The sequence below is a fragment of the Pseudoalteromonas sp. B160 genome (assembly GCF_037162485.1).
Lineage (GTDB): Bacteria > Pseudomonadota > Gammaproteobacteria > Enterobacterales > Alteromonadaceae > Pseudoalteromonas > Pseudoalteromonas rhizosphaerae.
The window spans coordinates 2,395,909-2,416,110 of record NZ_JARLUX010000001.1; the positions used below are offsets into that span (position 1 = coordinate 2,395,909).

The following is a 20,202-nucleotide window of genomic DNA, read 5'->3' on the forward strand; positions in this document are numbered from 1 at the left end:
GTATTTTTAAAGCCACTTTTTATTTTTAAAGTAAACGCCGATGGCACCGGTGATCACGACTAAAAATATAACAAAAAAACTAAATGCGTAAGGGCTCTCTGTACCAGGGATACCGCCTACATTTACGCCAAGTAAACCGGTTAAAAATCCTAGCGGTAAAAACAGTGCCGCAACCACCGACATCACATACATACGCTGATTTAATTGTTCAGAAACCTGATTAGTAATGGTTTGTTGAATAATTTGCGCACGTTCAATAGAGCTGTCTAATTCTTCAATAAAGCGGATCAGTAGATTGGTGGTTTCGTTTAACTTGGCTTTGTCGTTTTCACTAAGCCAGCTGTATTTGTTTGCCATTAAAGTACTGAGCGCTTCTTTTTGTGGCCTTAAGTAGCGTTTTAAACCAATTGATTGACGGCGTAACTGCGACAGTCCTTGGTTATCAAAGCGCTTGGTCGGCTCGTCAATTTCATCTTCAAAAATATCGAGAGTGTCATCTAAACCATCAATTACCCCTTGCATACGTGAGGTAAGATTTTGTGTAAGTTGGCAAACTAATTCAGAAATGCTAACTGGCCCAGTTTTTTCTTCCAGTGCAGCTAAAATATCTTGGACTGAAAGTAAACGGCGTTTTCGGGTAGTGACCACTACATTTTCATTGATAAATAAACGAATTGAGACCATGTCTTCAGGGCTCTGCGCAGGATTTAAATTCACGCCTCGTAAAAACAACATACAACCGTTAGTTACTTTGGTGATACGAGGGCGTGTTTCATCGGCTGTTAATGATGCAAGTTCATAATCAGTCAACAATTCACTGTTTTGTAACCAATCTATGGCTTCACTTTGGCTATAATCAAGATGAACCCACAATTTACCTTGCTCAGGCTGCCAGTTATGTAGGTCTGCGCTATTATCAATTGTGCGTGCGCCGCCTTGTTCATCAAGTATAAGTGCGTGTAGTAAACCATTGAACATAGTAAATTCTCATTAATCCTGTATGTTAATATAGTTGACTATTGAGTGACTTAGGTCAATTAAATTAGCTTATCATTTGGATAAAATTATTTCATTTGTGTTTTTATCCGTGTAGCGTATAAGACAGTTTTTTATTAAAGGGCACATTTATGACGGCAAAGATAATTGTTGGTTGGCGTGAGTGGTTAAGTTTACCTGAGCTTGGCATTAATCAAATTAAGGCTAAGATTGATACGGGCGCCCGTACGTCATGTATTCATGCTCTTAATATTGAAGAATATGAGCGAGAAGGCGAAAAGTGGGTTAAATTTATTGCTCAGCCTTTGCAAGAAGATGAGCATACTCAAATTGAGTGTGATGCTAAAGTAAAAAAGATGAAATATGTAACCAGCTCAAGTGGGCAGCGTGAGTTGCGGTATTTTATTGAGACTAAGCTCTGCGCTGGTGATAAAAGTTGGCCAATAGAAGTCACTTTGACCAGCCGAGCGAGTATGAAGTTTAGAATGTTATTAGGGCGCACAGCCATGGAAAATCGTATAGTCGTTGATCCGGCTTTATCTCATTTATTAGATAGTTAAGGTTTTAACTATGAAAATTGGTATTTTATCTCGTAACAAGAATTTATATTCAACGCGTCGTTTAATTGAAGCAGCTGAGATGCGTGGTCATGAAGTAAAAGTGATCGATGCATTACGTTGTTACATGAACATTAACTCTGAGCAACCAGAGATCCATTATCGCGGTGAAAATTTAAAAGATTTTGATACCATAATCCCGCGTATTGGTGCTTCAGTTACTTTTTATGGTTGTGCAGTACTGCGTCAGTTTGAAATGATGAATGTATTTCCTGTTAATGAATCAGTTGCTATTTCACGTTCGCGAGATAAATTACGTTCGTTACAGTTGTTATCACGTAAAGGCGTTGGTATGCCGGTAACCGGTTTTGCTAGCAAGCCAGATGACGTTAAAGACTTACTTGAAATGGTTGGCGGTGCACCTGTAGTTATTAAGCTGTTAGAGGGTACTCAAGGCATTGGTGTGGTGTTAGCTGAAACACGTAAAGCTGCTGAGAGTGTTATTGAAGCCTTTATGGGCTTAAAAGCTAATATCATGGTACAAGAGTATATTAAAGAAGCTGGTGGTGCTGATATCCGCTGTTTCGTACTTGGTGACAAAGTGATTGCCGCAATGAAGCGTCAAGCACAAGATGGTGAGTTCCGTTCTAATTTACACCGCGGTGGCAGTGCAACATTAGTGCGTATTACGCCAGAAGAACGTAGAACAGCAGTAGCTGCAGCTAAAGCAATGGGCTTGAACGTAGCTGGGGTTGATTTACTTCGTTCATCTCGCGGACCTTTGGTAATGGAAGTTAACTCTTCACCAGGTCTTGAAGGTATCGAAGTAGCAACAGGAAAAGATATTGCAGGTATGGTGATCGAATTTATCGAAAAAACCGCTGCAACCAAAAGGACCGCAACGCGTGGCAAAGGTTAGAATCAATAGTGCGTTTACTTTATTAGGTGAAACGGTGGGTGTCGGTGAGCGTAAGACGCTGGCCCTAGAAGCAGCTAAGCTGTACACCCATTCGCCGTTGAATATCCCAATAGAGGTAGTGAATGGAGTTCAAGCAGGGCCTGTTTTAATGGTCTGTGCGGCTATTCATGGTGATGAACTCAATGGCGTAGAGGTCGTACGCCAATTATTAGCAAAAATAGATGCTAACCAGCTGCGTGGTACGCTGATTGCTGTGCCGATTGTTAACGTGTTTGGTTTTATTCATAAGTCACGTTATTTACCTGATCGCCGTGATATGAATCGTAGTTTTCCGGGCTCTATTCGTGGATCGCTTGCTGGACGTATGGCACATATGTTCTTTTCGCAAGTGGCCATTCATTGTACGCATATTATTGATTTACATACTGGCGCAATACATCGCACCAATTTACCGCAAATTCGCGCAGATTTGAGTGATGAAGCAACGGCACAAATGGCGAATGCATTTGGTACACCAGCCGTTATTGACGCGTCACTTCGTAATGGTTCACTGCGAAGTGAGGCCGCAAACTTAGGTATTCCGGTGATCACATACGAAGCTGGAGAAGCGCTGCGGTTTGATCCAATTGCAATAGCGGCTGGTATGCAAGGCGTTGATTATGTCATGCGTCATTTAAAAATGATCCGTGGCAAGCGTGCTAAAAAGTTACCTGAGCCAATTATTGCCAGCTCTACCAGTTGGGTGCGTGCTGAAGTCGATGGCATTGTGCGTGCGCAAGTATCATTGGGTGAGCGAGTAATGAAAGGGCAAATATTAGCTTATATCAGTAGCCCGCTCGGTGATTCTGAGCTGGAATTATTAGCGCCAAGAAGTGGTATAGTGATTGGTCAACAAACTATGCCACTGGTTAATGAAGGTGATGCAGTGTTTCATTTAGCATATTTTGCTCACGCAAACAGCTTGGTAGAACAACAGCTTGAAACCTTTATTGATGAAATAAGTGATATTGAAGATGAGTTAAAAACAGCGGAATTAAATAATTAATTGCTGATTGCAACTGATCAAAAAAGCCGTTTAAGGATATTCTTAAACGGCTTTTTGTTATGTGCTTTTCGTTTATTGCAGCTTTTTAGGTCCAATAGCGCGCTTAACCGCGATTGCTTTAGTAGGTTTCGGCTCTTTATTTAAAACCATCACCGGACGAGTAACAAATAGGTTATTAGGATAAATAACTCGGTGCCCATCAACATGTTCTAATACCACATTCATCAAGCCCATCTCGACAATACGCCCCTCAACAAAGTTCGCGCCGTCAATAACTCTAACCCAATAACCAACACGACAGTCATTTTGAATAAACATTAGCAAAAACGAGGTTAGATTGCTTAATAGCGACCAAGCTGCAAATAGTGCAACACCTAGCATGGCAAACAAAGATGAGCCAAGTACCAGTAAACCCCGTAATTCAATACCCCAAAAAACTAACACTAAGCACAGCATTACAAATGCGAGAATAATTTTCAGTAATAGTTCGGCACGATATTTACGGTGAATATCGACTTTGCCCTTAATAGTTTTTTCGAGTAATTTTTTAGTCAGTTTTAATAGTACAGGAAAAAGTAACAGAGCAACTAAAGTGACGACGAGTTTATACTGCGTGCTAAGAATATCTAACAGTTCCACAATCAATCCAAATGCGGTTTAGGAGCAACTAGTTTAGCGTTTTTAGCACACTTTAAAAGGAATTTTTTACAGTGACTAGCCATTGAATAGAATCAACATCATCACTTTTATCAAGTGGAGCGGCGATATCTAAATGGATCACAGTTCCTGCATTTGCTCTGCTTGGAGCGAGCCGTAACCCGATACCTATATTTTTCAATACTTGGCCATTTTTACCGTTATTTTGGTCATTAAACCAAGCGCGACCAATATCAAAAAATGCAGCTCCACCAACTTTAAACAGTTGAAGCAGGTCGTATTCCCAATAATAGCGTTTTTCAAGGTTAACTAAAAAACTACGATCGCCTTGTTGGTAGTCTAGCGGATAGCCACGTAGGCCATTTTCGCCGCCTAAGATTAGCTGTTTGTCGGGGGTTAGGTTTTTAGCATAGTCTAAGCGTATTTTGGCATACCACGATTGTTCAAAACTGGTGTTTAAATAATACTGCACTTGAGTGCTCGCGAGTAAGTTCTCTACTTTGCTTTGTTGTTCGTTCCAACTACCATCTAGGCTAGCATGAAAGCGCCAAAGGGTATTATCGCCACTAAAATGAGCTTTTTTCGCATCAAAAGAGTAAATAGCACGGCTATCGTCATTGCTTAATTCTTCACTTGCATAGCCTAATAAACCTTGCACATTCCAACCGAGATTTAAATCTTCAGTACGATAAATACTGTCGAAATTACGCACTTTTATGTAGTGATCCTCAAACCAATGACCACTGATATATGGATAGCTTAGCTCCCGTTTTTCAGCCAATGGTGTGACGGTATTTACTGTGCTCTCAAAAGCTTGCTGTTCATGGGTATAACCGACGCTAATGCGTTGAGTCCAATTATTAGCAAGCTGTTTAGAGTGGCCAAAGTGAATGCGATTATAGTCTGTTTTCTGGATAAATTGACTGAATACTTCACCACGTTTGTAAAGAGATTCAGTTCGTTGATCAGAGTAGCTTAATAAGCCATAGCTGTAAGGCGTATCAATAGAGTAAAAAGGGTAGCTAAGCTCGAATAAATGGCGTTTACCATCGTCGTTATCAGAGTATTCTATGCGACCACGGTAGCGGCTAGAAAGTATATTAGGATCATCATAAACAAACAGGTAACCATTTCGTTCAGCATCAGTAGTGCGAGCGAGTGATAAACGTTTACCCCAGCCAAATAAATTGGATTCACGAAAACCAATACTCGATTTATTTTCGCCACCGCTGCGGCTAAAGCTAATTTCTGGTAGTAACGTCCATAAGTCGCGGGTGATCACTTTCACATCTATGTCACCATCGCAGTTAGTTTCTGCTTTTATTCTGGCATCGTATAGATAACTTTGGCGACGTAATAAGCGCTCTGATTCGGCGAGTTTTTTCGGCTCATAGTGATCACCAGGTTCGAACAATAAAATACTTTTTATAACATTAGGCTCTGTGGTCATATGAACGCGATTAGCAAAGCGAAATAATGCGTTATTTTCTGCTTCTAAATTGGTATTGAAAACGTTAAGTTGCTCAAGTTCGACCTGGGCTATTTTTGCATTATTAGTTTTTTCTGGCAGCTGTATATCAACATCAAGTTGGCGACGGAGATTTTTTTCAGTGGGTGTAGTTGTGCGCTGATTACTGCAACTTTGCTGCCCGTCATCAAACGATTGCGCTAAGCCATAGGATGAATAGAGCAAAGTGCTGCAACAGCTAGACAATAAAAGTGCATAAGCGTTATTTATCACCATTGAAATCCTTGATTATGGGTTTTTAGCGTTTACCCACTACACACTAAGTTAGTGTATAAGTCTACCTCATTGTTGCAATAGTGTAAGAAAATAGTGTGCTAAAGCTGCTAATAAATGCTCAGCTTCAATGCCTTCGCCATTAATCCAAATGCTGTTACTGTAATGTTCAAAGTTTAAATTAAAGCTCTGCTGCGCATACGTAAAGCGGCATTGGTGGCGATCCGCTCCCGCTGCAAATTCACCAATTACTATTTCTGGGCCATGTAAAAATAACTGCGCCCAAAGCTCGAAATCATCATCGTTGGGCATTTCGCTGGGGATAATAATAATAGCATTATGTTGATTATCTAGTTGCAGCTGAGTCATCAATTTTCTCTTTATTTAAGACTGGGCTAAGTAGTCGCGTATGGCGTGTAAAAAAGGGCTGCCGTACTTATTGAGTTTAGTAAAGCCAACTCCTGACACTTTGAGAAATTCACTGTCATTGGTTGGCATTAGTTGCGCCATTTCTGCGAGGGTTTTATCGTTAAACACCACATATGGTGGCACATCATCCGCATCGGCAAGCTCTTTACGTAAGGCACGTAGTTTGGCAAATAGCTTTTTATCGTAATTAAACTGAGCGAGCTTGTCTTGGTATACGTGCTTCGCTTGCAGACGTGGTTCAGCCATTTGCAGCGCGTATTGACCTTTCAAAATAGCGCGAGCACCTTCTGTTAAGCGCAGTGCTGAGCCTTGGGTGATATCTTGACTCAGTAAGCCTTGGTGAATAAGTTGGCGTAAAATACTGAGCCAAAATTCACTACTGTGGTCTTTACCAATACCATAAGTGCTGAGTTGGTGGTGATTGTTATCCCTAATGCGGCTGGTATTTGCTCCGCGCAGTAGCTCAACTATGTAGCCTAAACCAAACCGTTGTTCGGCACGATACACACACGAAAGGGCTTGTTGTGCCACTAAAGTACCATCAAAACTTTTTGGTGGATTTAGGCAAATATCGCAGTTACCGCACGGTTCGCGTTGATATTCACTAAAATAGTTAAGAAGTATTTGTCGACGACATGTTTGTGCTTCTGCGAAGCTGGCCATGGCGTTAAAACGTTGCTCTTCGACACGACGACGTTGTTCATCTTCAATGTCTTCAAAAAATCGCCTAACACGGCCAATATCGGCCGGATCAAAATACATAATAGCTTCAGCGGCCAAGCCATCACGGCCAGCACGGCCAGTTTCTTGATAGTAAGACTCGATACTTTTGGGAATATCATAATGCAGTACAAAACGGACGTTGGGTTTATTGATGCCCATGCCAAAGGCTACAGTAGCCACCACAATTTGGATATCATCACGGGCGAAACCGGTTTGTACAAATTGGCGTTGCTCGTTACTCATACCAGCATGGTAAGCCGCTGCGTTCATTCCCGCATCAGCGATCTTTTCAGCTATTTCATCAACTCGTTTTCGACTGGTGCAATAAATAATACCACTTTGATTTTGTTGTTCTTTTAAGTAGCGAAGTAATTGCGCCAGCGGTTTGAATTTTTCTTCAATGGTGTAACGAATATTTGGTCGATCGAAACTACCAGTGTGTATATAGGGGTCATTTAAACCAAGCTGCTGGACAATATCAAACCGCGTGGCTTTATCAGCTGTCGCTGTGAGCGCCATCATAGGCACATCTGCAAAGCGCTGTTTTAGTTCGCTTAAGCGGCAGTAGTGAGGGCGAAAATCATGACCCCAATGTGATACACAGTGAGCTTCGTCAATCGCAAATAAACTAATATTAAGGTGGCTTAAGCGCTCTTTAAATTCATGTTGCAGCACTTTTTCAGGTGCAACATACAGTAGCTTAAGCAAACCACTGTGCAGTTGTTGATATATTTGCTGCTGTTCGTCGCGGTTTAAACTGTTATTGATATACGCCGCTTTCACCCCGAGCGCTTGCAATTGTGATACTTGATCTTGCATAAGGGAAATTAATGGCGAAATAACGACTGTCAGACCGCTTAAGGCAAGCGCGGGCACTTGGTAGCATACTGATTTGCCGCCGCCAGTTGGCAGCAATACTAGCGAATCTTGGCCGTTAAGGGCTGCATTGATCACCGTTTCTTGGCCATCACGAAATTCGCTATAGCCAAACACTTGTTTGAGTATAGCTGCGGGACTGCGCACTACGGTGCTTGCTGTGGGATTTGGTGTATTCATCGCGGACATTTTAGAGCTTTTAGGCGACCTTGCATAGGTGCTTTTTATCGCACTTTCTTTTTAGTTGTGCTTTACTCATCTTACCAGTTATAAAGTTGCGGATAATAATAATGAATAAAGCCCAATTAATTGACCAAGTTGCTAAAGTTTTTGTAGAGCAAATGCCGTTTAACCAGTTTTTACAAATAAAAGTTAAATCACTAGATGCGGAACAAGCGCAAATAAGCTTTCCTTGGCAGGATGTCTTTATCGGTAATCCCGCTCAAAAAATTCTCCACGGTGGTGTGATCTCTGCGGTGCTTGATAATGTGGGGGATGCTCGCTGCGGCGGCGATGATAGATAAGCTCACTGAGCTTAATATAGTTAGTATTCAAACCAAGCTAGCGACACTCGGCACCATCGATTTGCGCACTGATTACTTGCGTCCAGGCAAAGGACTTGAATTTACCGCTAGTGCCAAGCTAATTCGCTCCGGTAATAAAGTATGCGTATGTCGGATGGAGCTCCATAACGAACAAGGTACTCAAATAGCTTTTGGCACGGCAACTTATTTAGTTGGATAAAGCGTAGCTGGCAGGTAAACTAGCGGCCTTTCATCTACATCAGAAACAATCTATGCCAACTAATCCTGAACAGCGTAAAGGTGTTATCTTAGCCTGTATGGCTTTTTTTATGTGGGGCTTAGCACCTATTTATTTTAAATTACTACAGCATATATCAGCTTTTGAAATACTGATGCATCGTGTGGTTTGGTCGGTATTATTCATCGTCATCATTGTTGCAGTAATGAAGCAATGGCATAAAGTGCAGCATATGCTTAAACACCCTAAACTCATTGCTATGCTGGTTATTACGGCCACCTTACTTGGCTTTAACTGGGGGCTATTTATTTGGGCGGTTAATAATGATCATATGCTTGATGCAAGTCTTGGTTATTATATCAATCCGTTATTAAACGTACTGCTAGGTATGCTTTTTTTAAGTGAAAAACTACGCAAATGGCAAGCGCTAGCGGTTGCTCTGGCGTTATGTGGTGTGGTGATCCAAGTTATTAGTTTTGGCTCATTTCCGGTGGTCGCACTTTCATTAGCAGGGTCATTTGCGGTGTATGGCTTACTTCGTAAAAAGTTACCTATCGAATCATTGCTTAGGGTTACTACTAGAGGCATTAATATTATTGCCAGTTGCTTTAGTATATTGGTGGTTAATGGCGCCATCGAATAGCTCTGATTTCGTAGCGAATGATTGGCATACTAATGTATTGTTGATCAGTGCAGGCGTTATTACCACACTGCCACTACTTTGCTTTACAGGTGCTGCCAAGCGATTGCAGTATACTACCTTAGGGTTTTTCCAATATATTGGGCCAAGTTTAATGTTTGTGTTGGCGGTGGTATTTTATGGTGAAGTATTTAGTGCTGAACGAATAGTAACATTTGCTTGTATTTGGAGTGCGCTGGCAATTTTTAGCTACGATTCATATCGACAAGCACAAAAGCGCAAGCGTGAAAATATCCCTGCTCCAACTAAGCCTGTTTAAGCACTGACTTTATTGCGGCCCGTTTCTTTGGCTTCATAAAGTTTAACATCAGCCTGTTTTAATAATTCATCGATTTGATAAACAGACTGATGTGCGTAACCAATAGACAAGGTAAATTTAATTTTCTGTTGGCTAAATTCAGGGCTATTGAGCTCAATGAAATGACGAAAACCCTCTAGGCGTTTTACTACTTCATTTTTATCAGTATCACTAAAATAAACTGCAAATTCTTCACCGCCTAAACGAGCTGCTAAGTGCTTTTTAAAATATTTAGCAAAGCAGATAGCCAGTCCCTTGAGTACTTCATCGCCGGCATCATGGCCGTAGGTATCGTTGATTGATTTAAAGTGGTCAATATCAAACATTGCTAAAGAAGGTGTTAATTCTTGTTTCTTCAGTTGTTTTAACGATTTTGCGGTTTCTTCAAAGAAGTAGCGACGATTAGGTAGTTTAGTTAAATAGTCAGTATTGGCTTGCAAGCGAATAGTCGTAATTTGCTCTAGCATGTCAACGTTTTGGCTCAAACGACAATAAAACTCTTCGCTGTTAAATGGTTTACGTAAATAATCGTTAGCACCATTTTTTAAGAAGCGTGCGGAAAGGTGTGAAGTATCAGAACCTGAAATACCAATAATGGCTTTTTCATCATTGCTGTATAAACGGCGGATCTCAGTACATAATTCATCACCATTCATATTGGGCATTTCATTATCAGTAATGATCACGGCTACATCGGGAGTTTTTTCCAGTACGGCGAGCGCTTCAACACCATCATTGGCCTCTAAAACCTGATACTTATGGCGTTTCAGTAAATTACAGATATGATGTCGAGTTGCAACAGAGTCATCAACCACCAATACTTTGACCTCTTCATTACGAGGTAAGCGTTGTAACTGTTTTTCTAAATATTGGTAAGCTTGTTTATTTTCTTTGGTGATGTAATCAATGATTGGGTATTTTTCAACAGTATCACGGGTTTTTAAATCTATGTTACCTGTCATGACAATGGTGGGGATATCAGCTGCTATAGTGCAGGGAATTGCTTCCCCTTGCGGAGCGTCCGGTAAAATAAAATCTACCACTGCGCAAAAATAGCTATTTTTGCTGATTAACTCTTTTGCTTGCGCTAATGTGCCAGCTATATCAGCGTCATAGCCAACTTTAATTGCAATGTGTTTTTGCACTCGCGCTATAGTTGGCGTATCTTCAATGATGAGTATTTTTCGTGTCACGTAACACCTTGTTTTTGGCATAGCCAAGTTTATTCAGTTATACAAGTTGTAACTGTTAAAACACGAAAAAGCAAATAACACCATTACTTTTATAAACTATCAGACTCCGAATAGTAGTCTGGATTTTGTGGTGCAGGACTTGAAATTTTAGAACGCCCAAACAGAGTATGAAACTTTGCTTTACAGGTCGTTAGCTTTAGGTATTTAATCCACGCACGTTCAATTGCGTTGGTTGGTTCTTGATTACCAGAGACAACGGCAAAAAATTGTTCTTGGATTTCATTTTGTGGTTCAAGGGTTTTATTATATAACCCTTTTAGAACAACACCGTGTTGTTCAAGGATACTGGCTTCTAGTAAGGTGAAATTACCGCTGCGGCCGAATCCGCGCGGAAAGTTTTGATCATCATAAAACTGACGTTGGCTTACAAATGCTTGGCGAAGTAGTGAAATATCATTGCTCATGGCTGTTTCCTCATACCCTATTTTCAAGCTGGAGTATGGATCAAGTTGCGCAATTTATTAAACAAAAAATTTTTATCGTGAGGATAAATAATTGGATATAGATTTATTGAAAACCTTTGTCGAAGTGGTACGTACTCGTCACTTTGGTAAAGCGGCTGAAAACCTTTACATTACGCAGTCTGCGGTGAGTTTTCGAATTCGTCAATTAGAACAAGGACTAGGGGTTAATTTATTTATCCGCCAACGTAATAACATCCAATTGACTGCACCAGGGGAGCGCTTATTACCCCATGCGCAAATGATTATTACTGGTATGCAACGAGCTAAAGTCGATGTTGCTCTTGCTGATAATATGCATAAGCAAGTAAGTTTAGCAGGGACGCCCAATATTTGGGATGCTTTTTTACAGTTTGGTATCACTAATATTGTTTCTGCAATGCCAGGGGTATCGCTGGTGGCTGAAGTTAAAGCACAGCAAGAAAGTACAAGGTTATTATTAGAGCGCACCTTAGATCTAGCGATTTTATTTGATCCACCAAAAGTGGATGAATTAGTAGTTGAGCGTATTTGCACCTTGCCAATTATACCTATCAGTGCATTTGAAGGAGCTGCTAATGATAACTTTTTTGATAATCAATATGTCTATGTTGACTGGGGAACTACCTTCTCACTTTGGCATGCACGGCAATTTACTGGCCACACTCCACCATATTTTCGTACCAGCACAGGACGCATTGCATTAGATTTGATACTACAATGTGGAGGTAGTGCATTTATTCCTGAAGTTTTAGCGAAAAGCCATATAGATAAAGGGGAGCTACATCGAGTGTCTGATGTGGAACATACTTCTCGGGATATTTTTGTCGCTTATCACAGAGATAATGAACAAAAACCCTTGCTTGAGACGTTGGTTAATTTATTACTGGAATTAACACCAACAATAAGCAGTGAATTTAGTGCTAAGTAAGCTATATATGACAGTTTTGTGTTGATTTGATGTCTTTTGTTGTTCCTTTTTATGAATAATATGAGTCATAAATATTTCTGTTGTAATATTTCTGTCATTTACCGCAGGCAAAATGCAGCGAATTAAAAATTAGTCTGTTGCGTTTATTGAGGAAATAATATGAAATTTGCAAAGTCGAGCCTATTACTAGCTGTGTTAAGTGGTTTATCTTTTTCTGCATTTGCTGATGTTGATGTGTATGGTAAAGCAAATGTCTCTGTGCAATCTTCGGATGACGGTGAAGGGTCATTCAGCGAAATTAAAAGCAATGCATCGCGAATCGGTTTTAAAGGTTCTGAAAACATCAGTGATGGCTTAGAAGCTATTTATAAGTTCGAATTTCAAGTTAATGTTTCTGATGATTCAAAAGACACGGTTACATCACGTAATCAATACGTTGGTTTAAAAGGTGGATTTGGTCAACTAGTGATTGGCCGTAATGATACTGCTTTAAAGCAATCACAAGGAAAGTTGGATTTATTTGATAACCTTGAAGGTGATATCAAAAATTTATTTAAAGGTGAAAACCGTCTTAGTGATACAGTTACTTATTCATCAAAGGATTTAAGTGGCTTTAAAGTGCTTGCAACTTACGTTGCAGAAAAAGACAGTTATGGCGATAGCGGTTATTCATTAGCACTTACTTATGGCGATGCTGGACTGAAGAAAAGCAATGTTTATGCATCAGTTGCTGCCGACAGTGAAGTTAATGGTTATGATGTTGTACGCGCTACCGTGCAAGGGAAGGTAGCTGATTTTAAATTAGGTGCAATGTACCAAAGCCAAGAAAAAGTGGATGGTAGCGGTGATGCCGATGGTTATTTAGTTAATGCGGCTTACACTCTTGATAGCAATACATTTAAAGTTCAATACCAAGTAATGGATTTTGATGCGGGTGATAAAAAGTCTGCCATCTCTGCAGGTGTTGATCACTCCTTGAGCAAAAACACCAAGTTATTTGCCTTCTACACTAATTTTGATATGGACAGCAATGTTGATCAAGATTACTTAGGTGTTGGCATGGAATACAAGTTTTAGTCTTTAGACTGTTGAAAAAGCCTTACTTATTACAGTAAGGCTTTTTACAATTAAGCTTGTGCATACACTGATTTACCCGCAAGCCAGCGATTGATTAGTTGTTCTACTTGTTCAGGATACTGGCGGAGCATTTGTAGTGCGATAGGTCTGACTAAGTTGAGTGTGTGCTTATCTCTGGTTAAGTCAGCAATTTTAAATTCCGCTAAACCTGTTTGTTTTGTGCCGAGCACTTCACCTGGACCACGAATTTCCAAATCACGTTCTGCAATTACAAAACCATCATTGCTATCTCTTAGAACAGCCAAACGTTTTTGTGCAGTATGAGACAGCGGTGCGTGGTATAAAAGCACACAATGGGATGCGATTGCACCACGACCAACTCGACCACGTAACTGATGTAATTGTGCAAGGCCTAGCCGTTCAGGATTTTCAATGATGATCAAACTGGCATTCGGCACATCTACACCGACTTCAATGACCGTTGTCGCCACTAATATATGAATCTTTCCAGCTTTGAACTCGCTCATAATAGCTTGCTTTTCTGCTGCTTTCATACGGCCATGAACTAATCCTATAGTTAACTCTGGCAGTGCATGAGTTAATTGCAGTGCGCTATCTTCTGCTGCTTGGCATTGCAATGCTTCCGATTCATCAATTAAGGTGCATACCCAATATACTTGACGACCTTGCTCGGTACAGGCTGTTTTTACACGAGCAATAATTTCATCACGACGCGTATCAGGTAGTGCAATGGTTTTAATTGGGGTACGTCCTGGTGGCAACTCATCAATCACGGACGTTTCTAAATCGGCATAAGCTGTCATCGCCAGTGTACGTGGGATCGGTGTTGCTGTCATAACCAGTTGATGGGGATAGCAATCACCAAAACGGCCTTTTTCTCGTAGCGATAAGCGCTGATGGACGCCAAAGCGGTGTTGTTCGTCAATAATAATAAGCACTAGGTTATTAAATGTTACTTGTTCTTGAAATAACGCATGAGTCCCAACAATCATTTGCGCTTCACCTGATGCTATTTTTTCAAGCGTTGCGCTGCGTTCTTTTCCTTTGGTTTTACCACCGAGCCATGCTGTAGTTATACCTAAAGCCGTAAACCAATTTTCGAAAGTAATGCCATGTTGTTCTGACAGAATTTCGGTGGGTGCCATTAATGCCACCTGATAGCCCTGTGCGATAGCTGTTAAGGCGCTCAGTGCCGCAACCAGGGTTTTACCTGAGCCAACATCGCCTTGTACTAAGCGCATCATTGGATAAGGAGACTGCAAATCGTTTTTTATTTCAGCGACGACTTTGTTTTGCGCGTTGGTTGGAGCAAAGGGGAGCTGCGCTAAAAAGTCATGCTCCAGATGATTAATAGGGTTCAGAGCAACTGCTTTTACTTGCTGTCCTTGTTGACGTAATTTTAATAAGCTCAAATTTTGCGCCAGTAACTCTTCAAACACTAAACGTTGTTGAGCCGGTGCAGGCCTTGCTCTAATGCGGTGATATCTACATCATTAGCGGGGCGATGTAAAAGTAGCAGTGCTTGAGTTAAATCCATACCAGCGTGTTGGAATTGCACTGGCAATAACTCTTCTACCTGATATTTTTCAAGTAATGCAATCGCCTGATCACTTAATGCACGGATCGACAGTTGTTTTAACCCTTCCGTTGTCGAGTAAACAGGCGTTAGTGTGGTTGCTGTTGGTTGTTCGCTCGGTGTATCGCTGAGGCTGTATTCAGGATGAGTCATTTCATAACCGACTCTGCCACGTCGTACCTCGCCAAAACAGCGGATCACCTTACCGCTACTTAAGGTATTCTTTTGTGCTGCAGTAAAATTAAAAAATCGCAGGGTGAGTCGTCCAGTACCATCGTTAACTTGGCAAACGAGCATTTTACGTTTACCAAAGGTAATTTGGCTGGTTTCTATGGTGGCTTCAATACTGACATGACTATGCACAGCTAAATCACTGATAGCATAAATACGGGTGCGGTCTTCATATCGAAGCGGTAGATGAAAGAGCATATCTTGCACTGTGCTAATGCCGAGTTTTTTTAGCCGCTCGGCCATCTTTGGACCAACGCCTTTGAGGTCAGTGATTGGGTAGCGGCTTAAAGTTGGCTTTGACACAATACGCTCAAATCTTTCATTTTTAGATACTTTTTAGTTTACGTGCGAACAGGCCTGTCATCAAGCATGTTTTAATTTGTGCCAAAACTCATCATCAGCGATGATTTCACCATTTTCATCGAGGGCTGGATAGGGTTGCGATTTTTCTTTGCATTTTTGTGCAATGATTGGATGGCAACCTTCAAATAGCATCTTATGTTTTATGCTCTCATCCAGCATAGTGCGCTCATATAAGCCGGCTTGCAGGCGTTGGTTTTGTGCCTCAAATAATATCAGTGCAGCGGCCACAGACACATTCAGAGACTGCGCCATACCTTGCATTGGAATAATAATGTTTTTATCTGCGTGGGCAAGCGCTTGTGGAGAGATCCTGGTTTTTTCTTGGCCGACAATAATGGCTGTTGGCAGAGTATAATCAATCTCACGGTAGTCAACAGCATCAGGGCATAAGTTAGTAGCGAGTATTTGTACTTGCGGATTATGCAGGCGCATCATAGCCACAGCGCTGTCGATATCTTTATGTAAGTGAGTTGCGATCCAATTTTTACTGCCCCCAGAGGTATTATTGGTGAGCCATTTTTGGTTTTGTGGCCATACTGCATGAACATTATGGCAACCCACAGCATCAGCGCTGCGAACAATTGCAGACAAGTTATGGTGTTTGTGCACATCTTCTAAGCACACGGTTAAATCGGTTTGACGACGATCTAGTACGTGTTTAATGCGATGATAGCGGGTGTTTTCCATTTTTAGCCTTGTCTGAACTCATAAAATTGCCGCTATTATACGGGAATTACCGTCTTAAGGCATTACTGAGCGGCTAATTGGGTTTTGCAGTGATATTAGCGTTTCGGTTGACTGAATAGCTTCGATAGCTTGAATCTTATTGATCAATACATCTTGTAAATGATCAATTGAACGGGTCATTACCTTAATAAAAATACTGTAGTTACCGGTTGTGTAATAAGCCTCAACGACTTCTTCAAGTTCCTTTAGGTGCAATAAGGTTTGTGGGTAGTCTCGAGCATTATTGAGGTTGATGCCAATAAAACAACATACATCGTAGCCTAACTGCTTGGCATTGACGCTAACTTGGGTGCCTGTAATGATCCCGGCTTGTTTCATTTTTTCAATCCGTACATGAATTGTACCTGCGCTAACGGCGAACCGTTTGGCTAATTCTGCATAGGCTGTGCGGGCATTATCCATTAATGCGTGGAGGATCTGTTTATCAAGATTATCGATTTGATAATTTTCCATATAAATATCATCTTTAAATTATTGAATCATCATTTTTTATACCACTAAATTAATCAAATTAATATGGTAAAGGTGTTTTTGTTATTGGTTATTGAATTAAAGTGCAAAATGATTGAGGATTGCTTTAACGACATGGTTGCTCATAGTGCAATCATGCATTTATGCAAGTAACAATAACTGGGAATGAGGCCAATTATTATGAGTTCACACTTTGTCAAGCAACAGCTGCAAATTAGTAAAGTTAAACAGTATTTTTCACACCAGCTAGAACAACAGCTAGGGTTAATTGAAGTACAAGCGCCTATTTTGGCTAAAGTAGGCGATGGTATCCAAGATAACCTAAGTGGCACTGAAAATGCGGTTGCGGTAAAAGTTAAAACTATTCCAGCGAGTCAATTTGAAGTGGTTCACTCTTTGGCAAAATGGAAGCGAAAAACACTAGCTGAGCACGGCTTTGCAATTGGTGAAGGTTTATACACACATATGAAAGCGTTGCGCCCGGATGAAGAGTCATTAAGCCCCATCCATTCTGTTTATGTTGATCAGTGGGATTGGGAGAAAGTAATTTGTGCCAGTTCTGAGCGCTCTCTTGATAAGTTAAAAGAAACAGTACAAGCCTTGTATAAAGGCTTAAAAGCAACCGAGCAATTTGTTGCTGATGAATTTGGTATATCACCATTTTTACCCGCTGATATTACTTTTGTACACAGTGAACAGTTACGTCAAATGTACCCTGATTTTACCGCCAAGCAGCGCGAAAAAGCGATTACACAAGAATATGGTGCGGTGTTTTTGATAGGCATTGGTGGGGCATTAGCCGATGGTAAGATTCATGATGTACGCGCACCTGACTACGATGATTGGTCGACTCAGACCTGCGAGCAATACAGTGGCTTAAATGGTGATATTTTACTGTGGAACCCTGTGCTTGAAGATGCTTTTGAAATTTCATCAATGGGTATTCGCGTATCACCAGAAGCATTAGTTGCACAGCTTGCAATTACCGGTGACCAAGCTCGTTTAGAATTTGATTGGCATAAGCAACTACTAGCTAAACAATTACCACAGACAATAGGTGGTGGCATTGGTCAATCTCGATTGGCGATGTTGTTATTACAAAAACCTCACATCGGTCAAGTACAAGTAAGTGTATGGCCGGAGGAGTTAAAACAACAAGTGGCTGGTATTTTATAACGTAGACGAGACAATAGAGACTATCTGCTGTTAGTCTCTATCTGCTTGCGATCAACTGGTTTTAAATTCAATCTCTATTTTTCCTTCTTGCAGTTTTACGTTACAAGGAGGATAGCTGCGATTTGTTCTTAATACTTTATCGAAAATGTGGATTTCTACCCCAGAATGCAATTTTTTATTGACCGCTAAATTAGCATTATCAAGTAGTTCATATAGACTTTGTTCTAGCGTTGTTAGGCGTTTTTCTAGCTGCTCTGCTTGTTGGCAATAATGTTGCTGAGTAGCTCCAATTTTAGCGAGCAATAGTTTTTTCTTATCTAAATCTTTTACTAAATCGGCCTTTTCTAGCGTTGCTTGCAGGGTGTCTAATTGCTCATCGGTTTTAGCTAATTCTTTAAGGCATTCATCGGTTTCAGTAGTAACAGACTTTCCTGAGGCAACCATGTTTATGAGCATTTTAGCGCCAGATTCATTACCAATTTCACCAGCGATAATCATTCCGGCATCCAGGATCTCGCCACCAAATAACTTCCCTTGTGGATTGTCTGCTTGGCCTATCTGTAAAAGCTTAGTCGCTTTCATTGCGCAGTGGCTAGCTTGGCGCTCAATAAAAATATTATTACCTTCAAGGTAGCTATATTGGGCGTGAGATAAATGAATATCACCGTTACAAATAATTTTGCACGAAAGTGTTTTATCATCTAGCTGGTGGCCAATCACACCTTGTTTAATGGTGATATTACCTTGCGCTGTCAGTTCTCCGGATTCAACCGTCCCCATCACAGTTATATCGCCTTTCGCGGTTACTTTCATGCCTGGCTCTATATTATGAGTGACAATAATGCTGCCATCAAAGTTTATATGGCCGCTTTTAACTGTGACATCGCCAATCGTAAAAATATCATCAACGCGCATGCCATTTTGTATTTCGACTGGTACGCCCGCAATACTTGAGATTAATTCAAGAGGATTAGTTTTTGATATTTCACTGCCCTCACCAGCAACTAGCGGGCTACTTTCTCCTGCTTTTGCCGGAAGTACATCGCCTTTTACGGTAAAACCTTCTTTACCAGGGGTTGCGGGTTGCTGTCGAACTAACAATGTACCGGGTTCAACACTTGCTAACTTGCCAAAGTCGCGCATATCGACAGTGCCATCTTCGCGCAGTTTCGGGGTATGCAAACGCTCTTTTAAAGTTAATACTTGAGGGAGTAATTTTGATGATTTGCCGTCTTCTGGTAAGCGACCTTTAGCGAGGATACCTTTAACGGTAGTGCCAGCGGGTAATTCAAATTGTTTTTGTAGCAGCTGCTCTAAAAATGCTTGTTTGTAGCCCCGAGCAACCCCAGCTTTGATCAGCTGCTGTTTCGCTTGATCAAGGGCTAAAACTTTGCCACCTTGTGCGAGTGTGAGTTCGCCTGTTGCTAACATTTTATCATCACTGAGTGTAACAGTTAGTGTGGCGTCATGCTTACTGGCAACCACTAAACTACGTTCGCTACTAGGCTCTTTAAAAAAAGCATTGATAGCATCATAGTCTATGCGACATTCACAGAATGTTGATTTTTCTAGAGCCTCAATAACAAAAGCGGCACTAGGCGGCGAATGTTCTATAACATCGAGTAGTACATTACCGTTATGAGCAAGCTTAAACACGGATCATCCTTTTACAACACTTAAGTTAAAGGTTTTTATAATTATATAAGGATAGAGTGCTAGAGATTTGAATAACTGTCAAGAAAATCGAGGAAAAGGGGACTGATGAGTTAATACACCTAAGCATAAATACCTAGGTGTATTGCTGTAAGCTTAATTTGTTGAAGGCAATTCCATAATACCGTCAATTTCAACTTGCACGTTTTTTGGTAATGCGCGCACGCCAATTGCTGCTCGGGCAGGGTAAGGTGCTTTGAAGTATTGGCTCATTACTTCATTTACCGTCGCAAAGTTAGATAGATCAGTTAAATAGATATTAACTTTTACCAAGTCTTGGATGTTGCCACCGGCTTCTTCACATACCGCACTAATATTTTTAAATACTTGATGTGTTTGTTCTGCGAAATCTTCAGAGATCACTTCCATCGTTGCTGGAACTAATGGAATTTGACCCGATAAGTAAACTGCTGTACCAACTTTTACTGCTTGGCTATAAGTGCCGATGGCAGCAGGTGCTAGATCCGTAGAAATAAATGCTTTATTCATGATTTTCCTAT

The 20,202-nt window shown here is 40.8% G+C and carries 17 protein-coding genes and 3 pseudogenes; 8 read left to right on the plus strand and 12 right to left on the minus strand.

Annotated features, from left to right (window positions below; all coding sequences use genetic code 11):
• Positions 1 to 6: 6 nt before the first annotated feature.
• Positions 7 to 978 (minus strand): zinc transporter ZntB, encoded by a 972-nt coding sequence (locus P4S61_RS11175; protein WP_145237039.1) that lies wholly within the window; start codon positions 976 to 978, stop codon positions 7 to 9.
• Between the two features lie 149 nt (positions 979 to 1,127).
• Here P4S61_RS11175 and P4S61_RS11180 point away from each other — a divergent pair, with 149 nt between their 5' ends.
• Genes P4S61_RS11180 through P4S61_RS11190 form a run of 3 tightly spaced genes read left to right on the plus strand, consistent with a single transcriptional unit; the run spans position 1,128 to position 3,517 of the window.
• On the plus strand, positions 1,128 to 1,556 hold the full coding sequence (locus P4S61_RS11180; RefSeq protein WP_145237042.1) for an ATP-dependent zinc protease family protein: 429 nt from the start codon (positions 1,128 to 1,130) through the stop codon (positions 1,554 to 1,556).
• A 10-nt stretch (positions 1,557 to 1,566) separates the two neighbouring features.
• Positions 1,567 to 2,472, plus strand: coding sequence for a 30S ribosomal protein S6--L-glutamate ligase (gene rimK / locus P4S61_RS11185; RefSeq protein WP_145237045.1), 906 nt, complete (start codon positions 1,567 to 1,569; stop codon positions 2,470 to 2,472).
• Positions 2,459 to 3,517 (plus strand): succinylglutamate desuccinylase/aspartoacylase family protein, encoded by a 1,059-nt coding sequence (locus tag P4S61_RS11190; RefSeq protein ID WP_145237048.1) that lies wholly within the window; start codon positions 2,459 to 2,461, stop codon positions 3,515 to 3,517. Before rimK ends, P4S61_RS11190 begins: the two co-directional genes overlap by 14 nt.
• A gap of 72 nt (positions 3,518 to 3,589) precedes the next feature.
• On the opposite strand, the gene P4S61_RS11195 is transcribed toward P4S61_RS11190, so the two are convergent.
• The 4 genes from P4S61_RS11195 to recQ form a co-directional block, all read right to left on the minus strand.
• On the minus strand, positions 3,590 to 4,156 hold the full coding sequence (locus P4S61_RS11195) for a mechanosensitive ion channel domain-containing protein (protein WP_145237051.1): 567 nt from the start codon (positions 4,154 to 4,156) through the stop codon (positions 3,590 to 3,592).
• Positions 4,157 to 4,208: 52 nt separating this feature from the next.
• Positions 4,209 to 5,915: a hypothetical protein gene (locus P4S61_RS11200; protein WP_442961594.1), complete on the minus strand. Its 1,707-nt coding sequence runs from the start codon at positions 5,913 to 5,915 to the stop codon at positions 4,209 to 4,211.
• Between the two features lie 69 nt (positions 5,916 to 5,984).
• Entirely contained in the window at positions 5,985 to 6,284 is a 300-nt protein-coding gene (locus tag P4S61_RS11205) for a DUF3630 family protein (RefSeq protein WP_145237057.1), read from the minus strand.
• A gap of 15 nt (positions 6,285 to 6,299) precedes the next feature.
• The gene (gene recQ / locus P4S61_RS11210) at positions 6,300 to 8,123 is read right to left on the minus strand and encodes a DNA helicase RecQ (RefSeq protein WP_337118281.1); all 1,824 of its coding nucleotides are present in this window, start codon (positions 8,121 to 8,123) and stop codon (positions 6,300 to 6,302) included.
• Positions 8,124 to 8,233: 110 nt separating this feature from the next.
• Between recQ and P4S61_RS11215 the strand changes: the two are divergent.
• Both P4S61_RS11215 and rarD read left to right on the plus strand, forming a co-directional pair.
• Positions 8,234 to 8,687: pseudogene (locus tag P4S61_RS11215) on the plus strand (thioesterase family protein).
• Between the two features lie 52 nt (positions 8,688 to 8,739).
• Positions 8,740 to 9,664 (plus strand): annotated as a pseudogene (rarD, locus tag P4S61_RS11220) (EamA family transporter RarD).
• Here the strand turns inward: rarD and P4S61_RS11225 are convergent.
• Together P4S61_RS11225 and P4S61_RS11230 are read right to left on the minus strand one after the other, a co-directional pair.
• Positions 9,661 to 10,896, minus strand: a complete 1,236-nt coding sequence (locus P4S61_RS11225) for a diguanylate cyclase (RefSeq protein ID WP_337118282.1) — start codon at positions 10,894 to 10,896, stop codon at positions 9,661 to 9,663. The pseudogene rarD and the gene P4S61_RS11225 sit on opposite strands and share 4 nt — an antisense overlap.
• A gap of 89 nt (positions 10,897 to 10,985) precedes the next feature.
• Positions 10,986 to 11,360, minus strand: coding sequence for a DUF413 domain-containing protein (locus P4S61_RS11230; RefSeq protein WP_145237075.1), 375 nt, complete (start codon positions 11,358 to 11,360; stop codon positions 10,986 to 10,988).
• 91 nt (positions 11,361 to 11,451) lie between these two features.
• Between P4S61_RS11230 and P4S61_RS11235 the strand changes: the two genes are divergently transcribed.
• Complete coding sequence (locus tag P4S61_RS11235) at positions 11,452 to 12,327, plus strand: LysR family transcriptional regulator (protein WP_145237078.1); 876 nt, start codon at positions 11,452 to 11,454, stop codon at positions 12,325 to 12,327.
• Between the two features lie 159 nt (positions 12,328 to 12,486).
• Entirely contained in the window at positions 12,487 to 13,404 is a 918-nt protein-coding gene (locus P4S61_RS11240; RefSeq protein WP_337118283.1) for a porin, read from the plus strand.
• Positions 13,405 to 13,454: 50 nt separating this feature from the next.
• On the opposite strand, the pseudogene recG reads toward P4S61_RS11240, so the two are convergent.
• From recG to asnC, 3 genes and pseudogenes are all read right to left on the minus strand, one after another.
• Positions 13,455 to 15,535, minus strand: a pseudogene (gene recG / locus P4S61_RS11245) (ATP-dependent DNA helicase RecG).
• A 60-nt stretch (positions 15,536 to 15,595) separates the two neighbouring features.
• Positions 15,596 to 16,282 carry a tRNA (guanosine(18)-2'-O)-methyltransferase TrmH gene (trmH, locus tag P4S61_RS11250; protein ID WP_337118284.1) on the minus strand — a complete coding sequence of 229 codons (687 nt, stop codon included), beginning with the start codon at positions 16,280 to 16,282 and terminating at the stop codon, positions 15,596 to 15,598.
• Positions 16,283 to 16,336: 54 nt separating this feature from the next.
• Positions 16,337 to 16,795, minus strand: a complete 459-nt coding sequence (gene asnC, locus P4S61_RS11255; RefSeq protein ID WP_145237092.1) for a transcriptional regulator AsnC — start codon at positions 16,793 to 16,795, stop codon at positions 16,337 to 16,339.
• Positions 16,796 to 16,993: 198 nt separating this feature from the next.
• On the opposite strand from asnC, the gene asnA reads away from it, so the two are divergent.
• Entirely contained in the window at positions 16,994 to 17,989 is a 996-nt protein-coding gene (gene asnA, locus P4S61_RS11260; protein WP_257324694.1) for an aspartate--ammonia ligase, read from the plus strand.
• A gap of 51 nt (positions 17,990 to 18,040) precedes the next feature.
• On the opposite strand, the gene P4S61_RS11265 is transcribed toward asnA, so the two are convergent.
• Both P4S61_RS11265 and P4S61_RS11270 read right to left on the minus strand, forming a co-directional pair.
• A complete protein-coding gene (locus P4S61_RS11265; RefSeq protein WP_145237098.1) occupies positions 18,041 to 19,645 on the minus strand; it encodes a DUF342 domain-containing protein in 1,605 nt (534 codons plus the stop codon).
• A 153-nt stretch (positions 19,646 to 19,798) separates the two neighbouring features.
• Positions 19,799 to 20,191, minus strand: a complete 393-nt coding sequence (locus P4S61_RS11270) for a RidA family protein (RefSeq protein ID WP_145237101.1) — start codon at positions 20,189 to 20,191, stop codon at positions 19,799 to 19,801.
• Positions 20,192 to 20,202: the final 11 nt, after the last annotated feature.

Coding starts and splice junctions, on each gene's coding strand:
- rimK (WP_145237045.1), top strand. CDS start 1,567: ATGAAAATTGGTATTTTATCTCGTAACAAGAATTTATATTCAACGCGT.
- P4S61_RS11230 (WP_145237075.1), bottom strand. CDS start 11,360: ATGAGCAATGATATTTCACTACTTCGCCAAGCATTTGTAAGCCAACGT.
- trmH (WP_337118284.1), bottom strand. CDS start 16,282: ATGGAAAACACCCGCTATCATCGCATTAAACACGTACTAGATCGTCGT.
- asnC (WP_145237092.1), bottom strand. CDS start 16,795: ATGGAAAATTATCAAATCGATAATCTTGATAAACAGATCCTCCACGCA.
- P4S61_RS11270 (WP_145237101.1), bottom strand. CDS start 20,191: ATGAATAAAGCATTTATTTCTACGGATCTAGCACCTGCTGCCATCGGC.
- P4S61_RS11180 (WP_145237042.1), top strand. CDS start 1,128: ATGACGGCAAAGATAATTGTTGGTTGGCGTGAGTGGTTAAGTTTACCT.
- recQ (WP_337118281.1), bottom strand. CDS start 8,123: ATGAATACACCAAATCCCACAGCAAGCACCGTAGTGCGCAGTCCCGCA.
- asnA (WP_257324694.1), top strand. CDS start 16,994: ATGAGTTCACACTTTGTCAAGCAACAGCTGCAAATTAGTAAAGTTAAA.
- P4S61_RS11205 (WP_145237057.1), bottom strand. CDS start 6,284: ATGACTCAGCTGCAACTAGATAATCAACATAATGCTATTATTATTATC.
- P4S61_RS11175 (WP_145237039.1), bottom strand. CDS start 978: ATGTTCAATGGTTTACTACACGCACTTATACTTGATGAACAAGGCGGC.
- P4S61_RS11240 (WP_337118283.1), top strand. CDS start 12,487: ATGAAATTTGCAAAGTCGAGCCTATTACTAGCTGTGTTAAGTGGTTTA.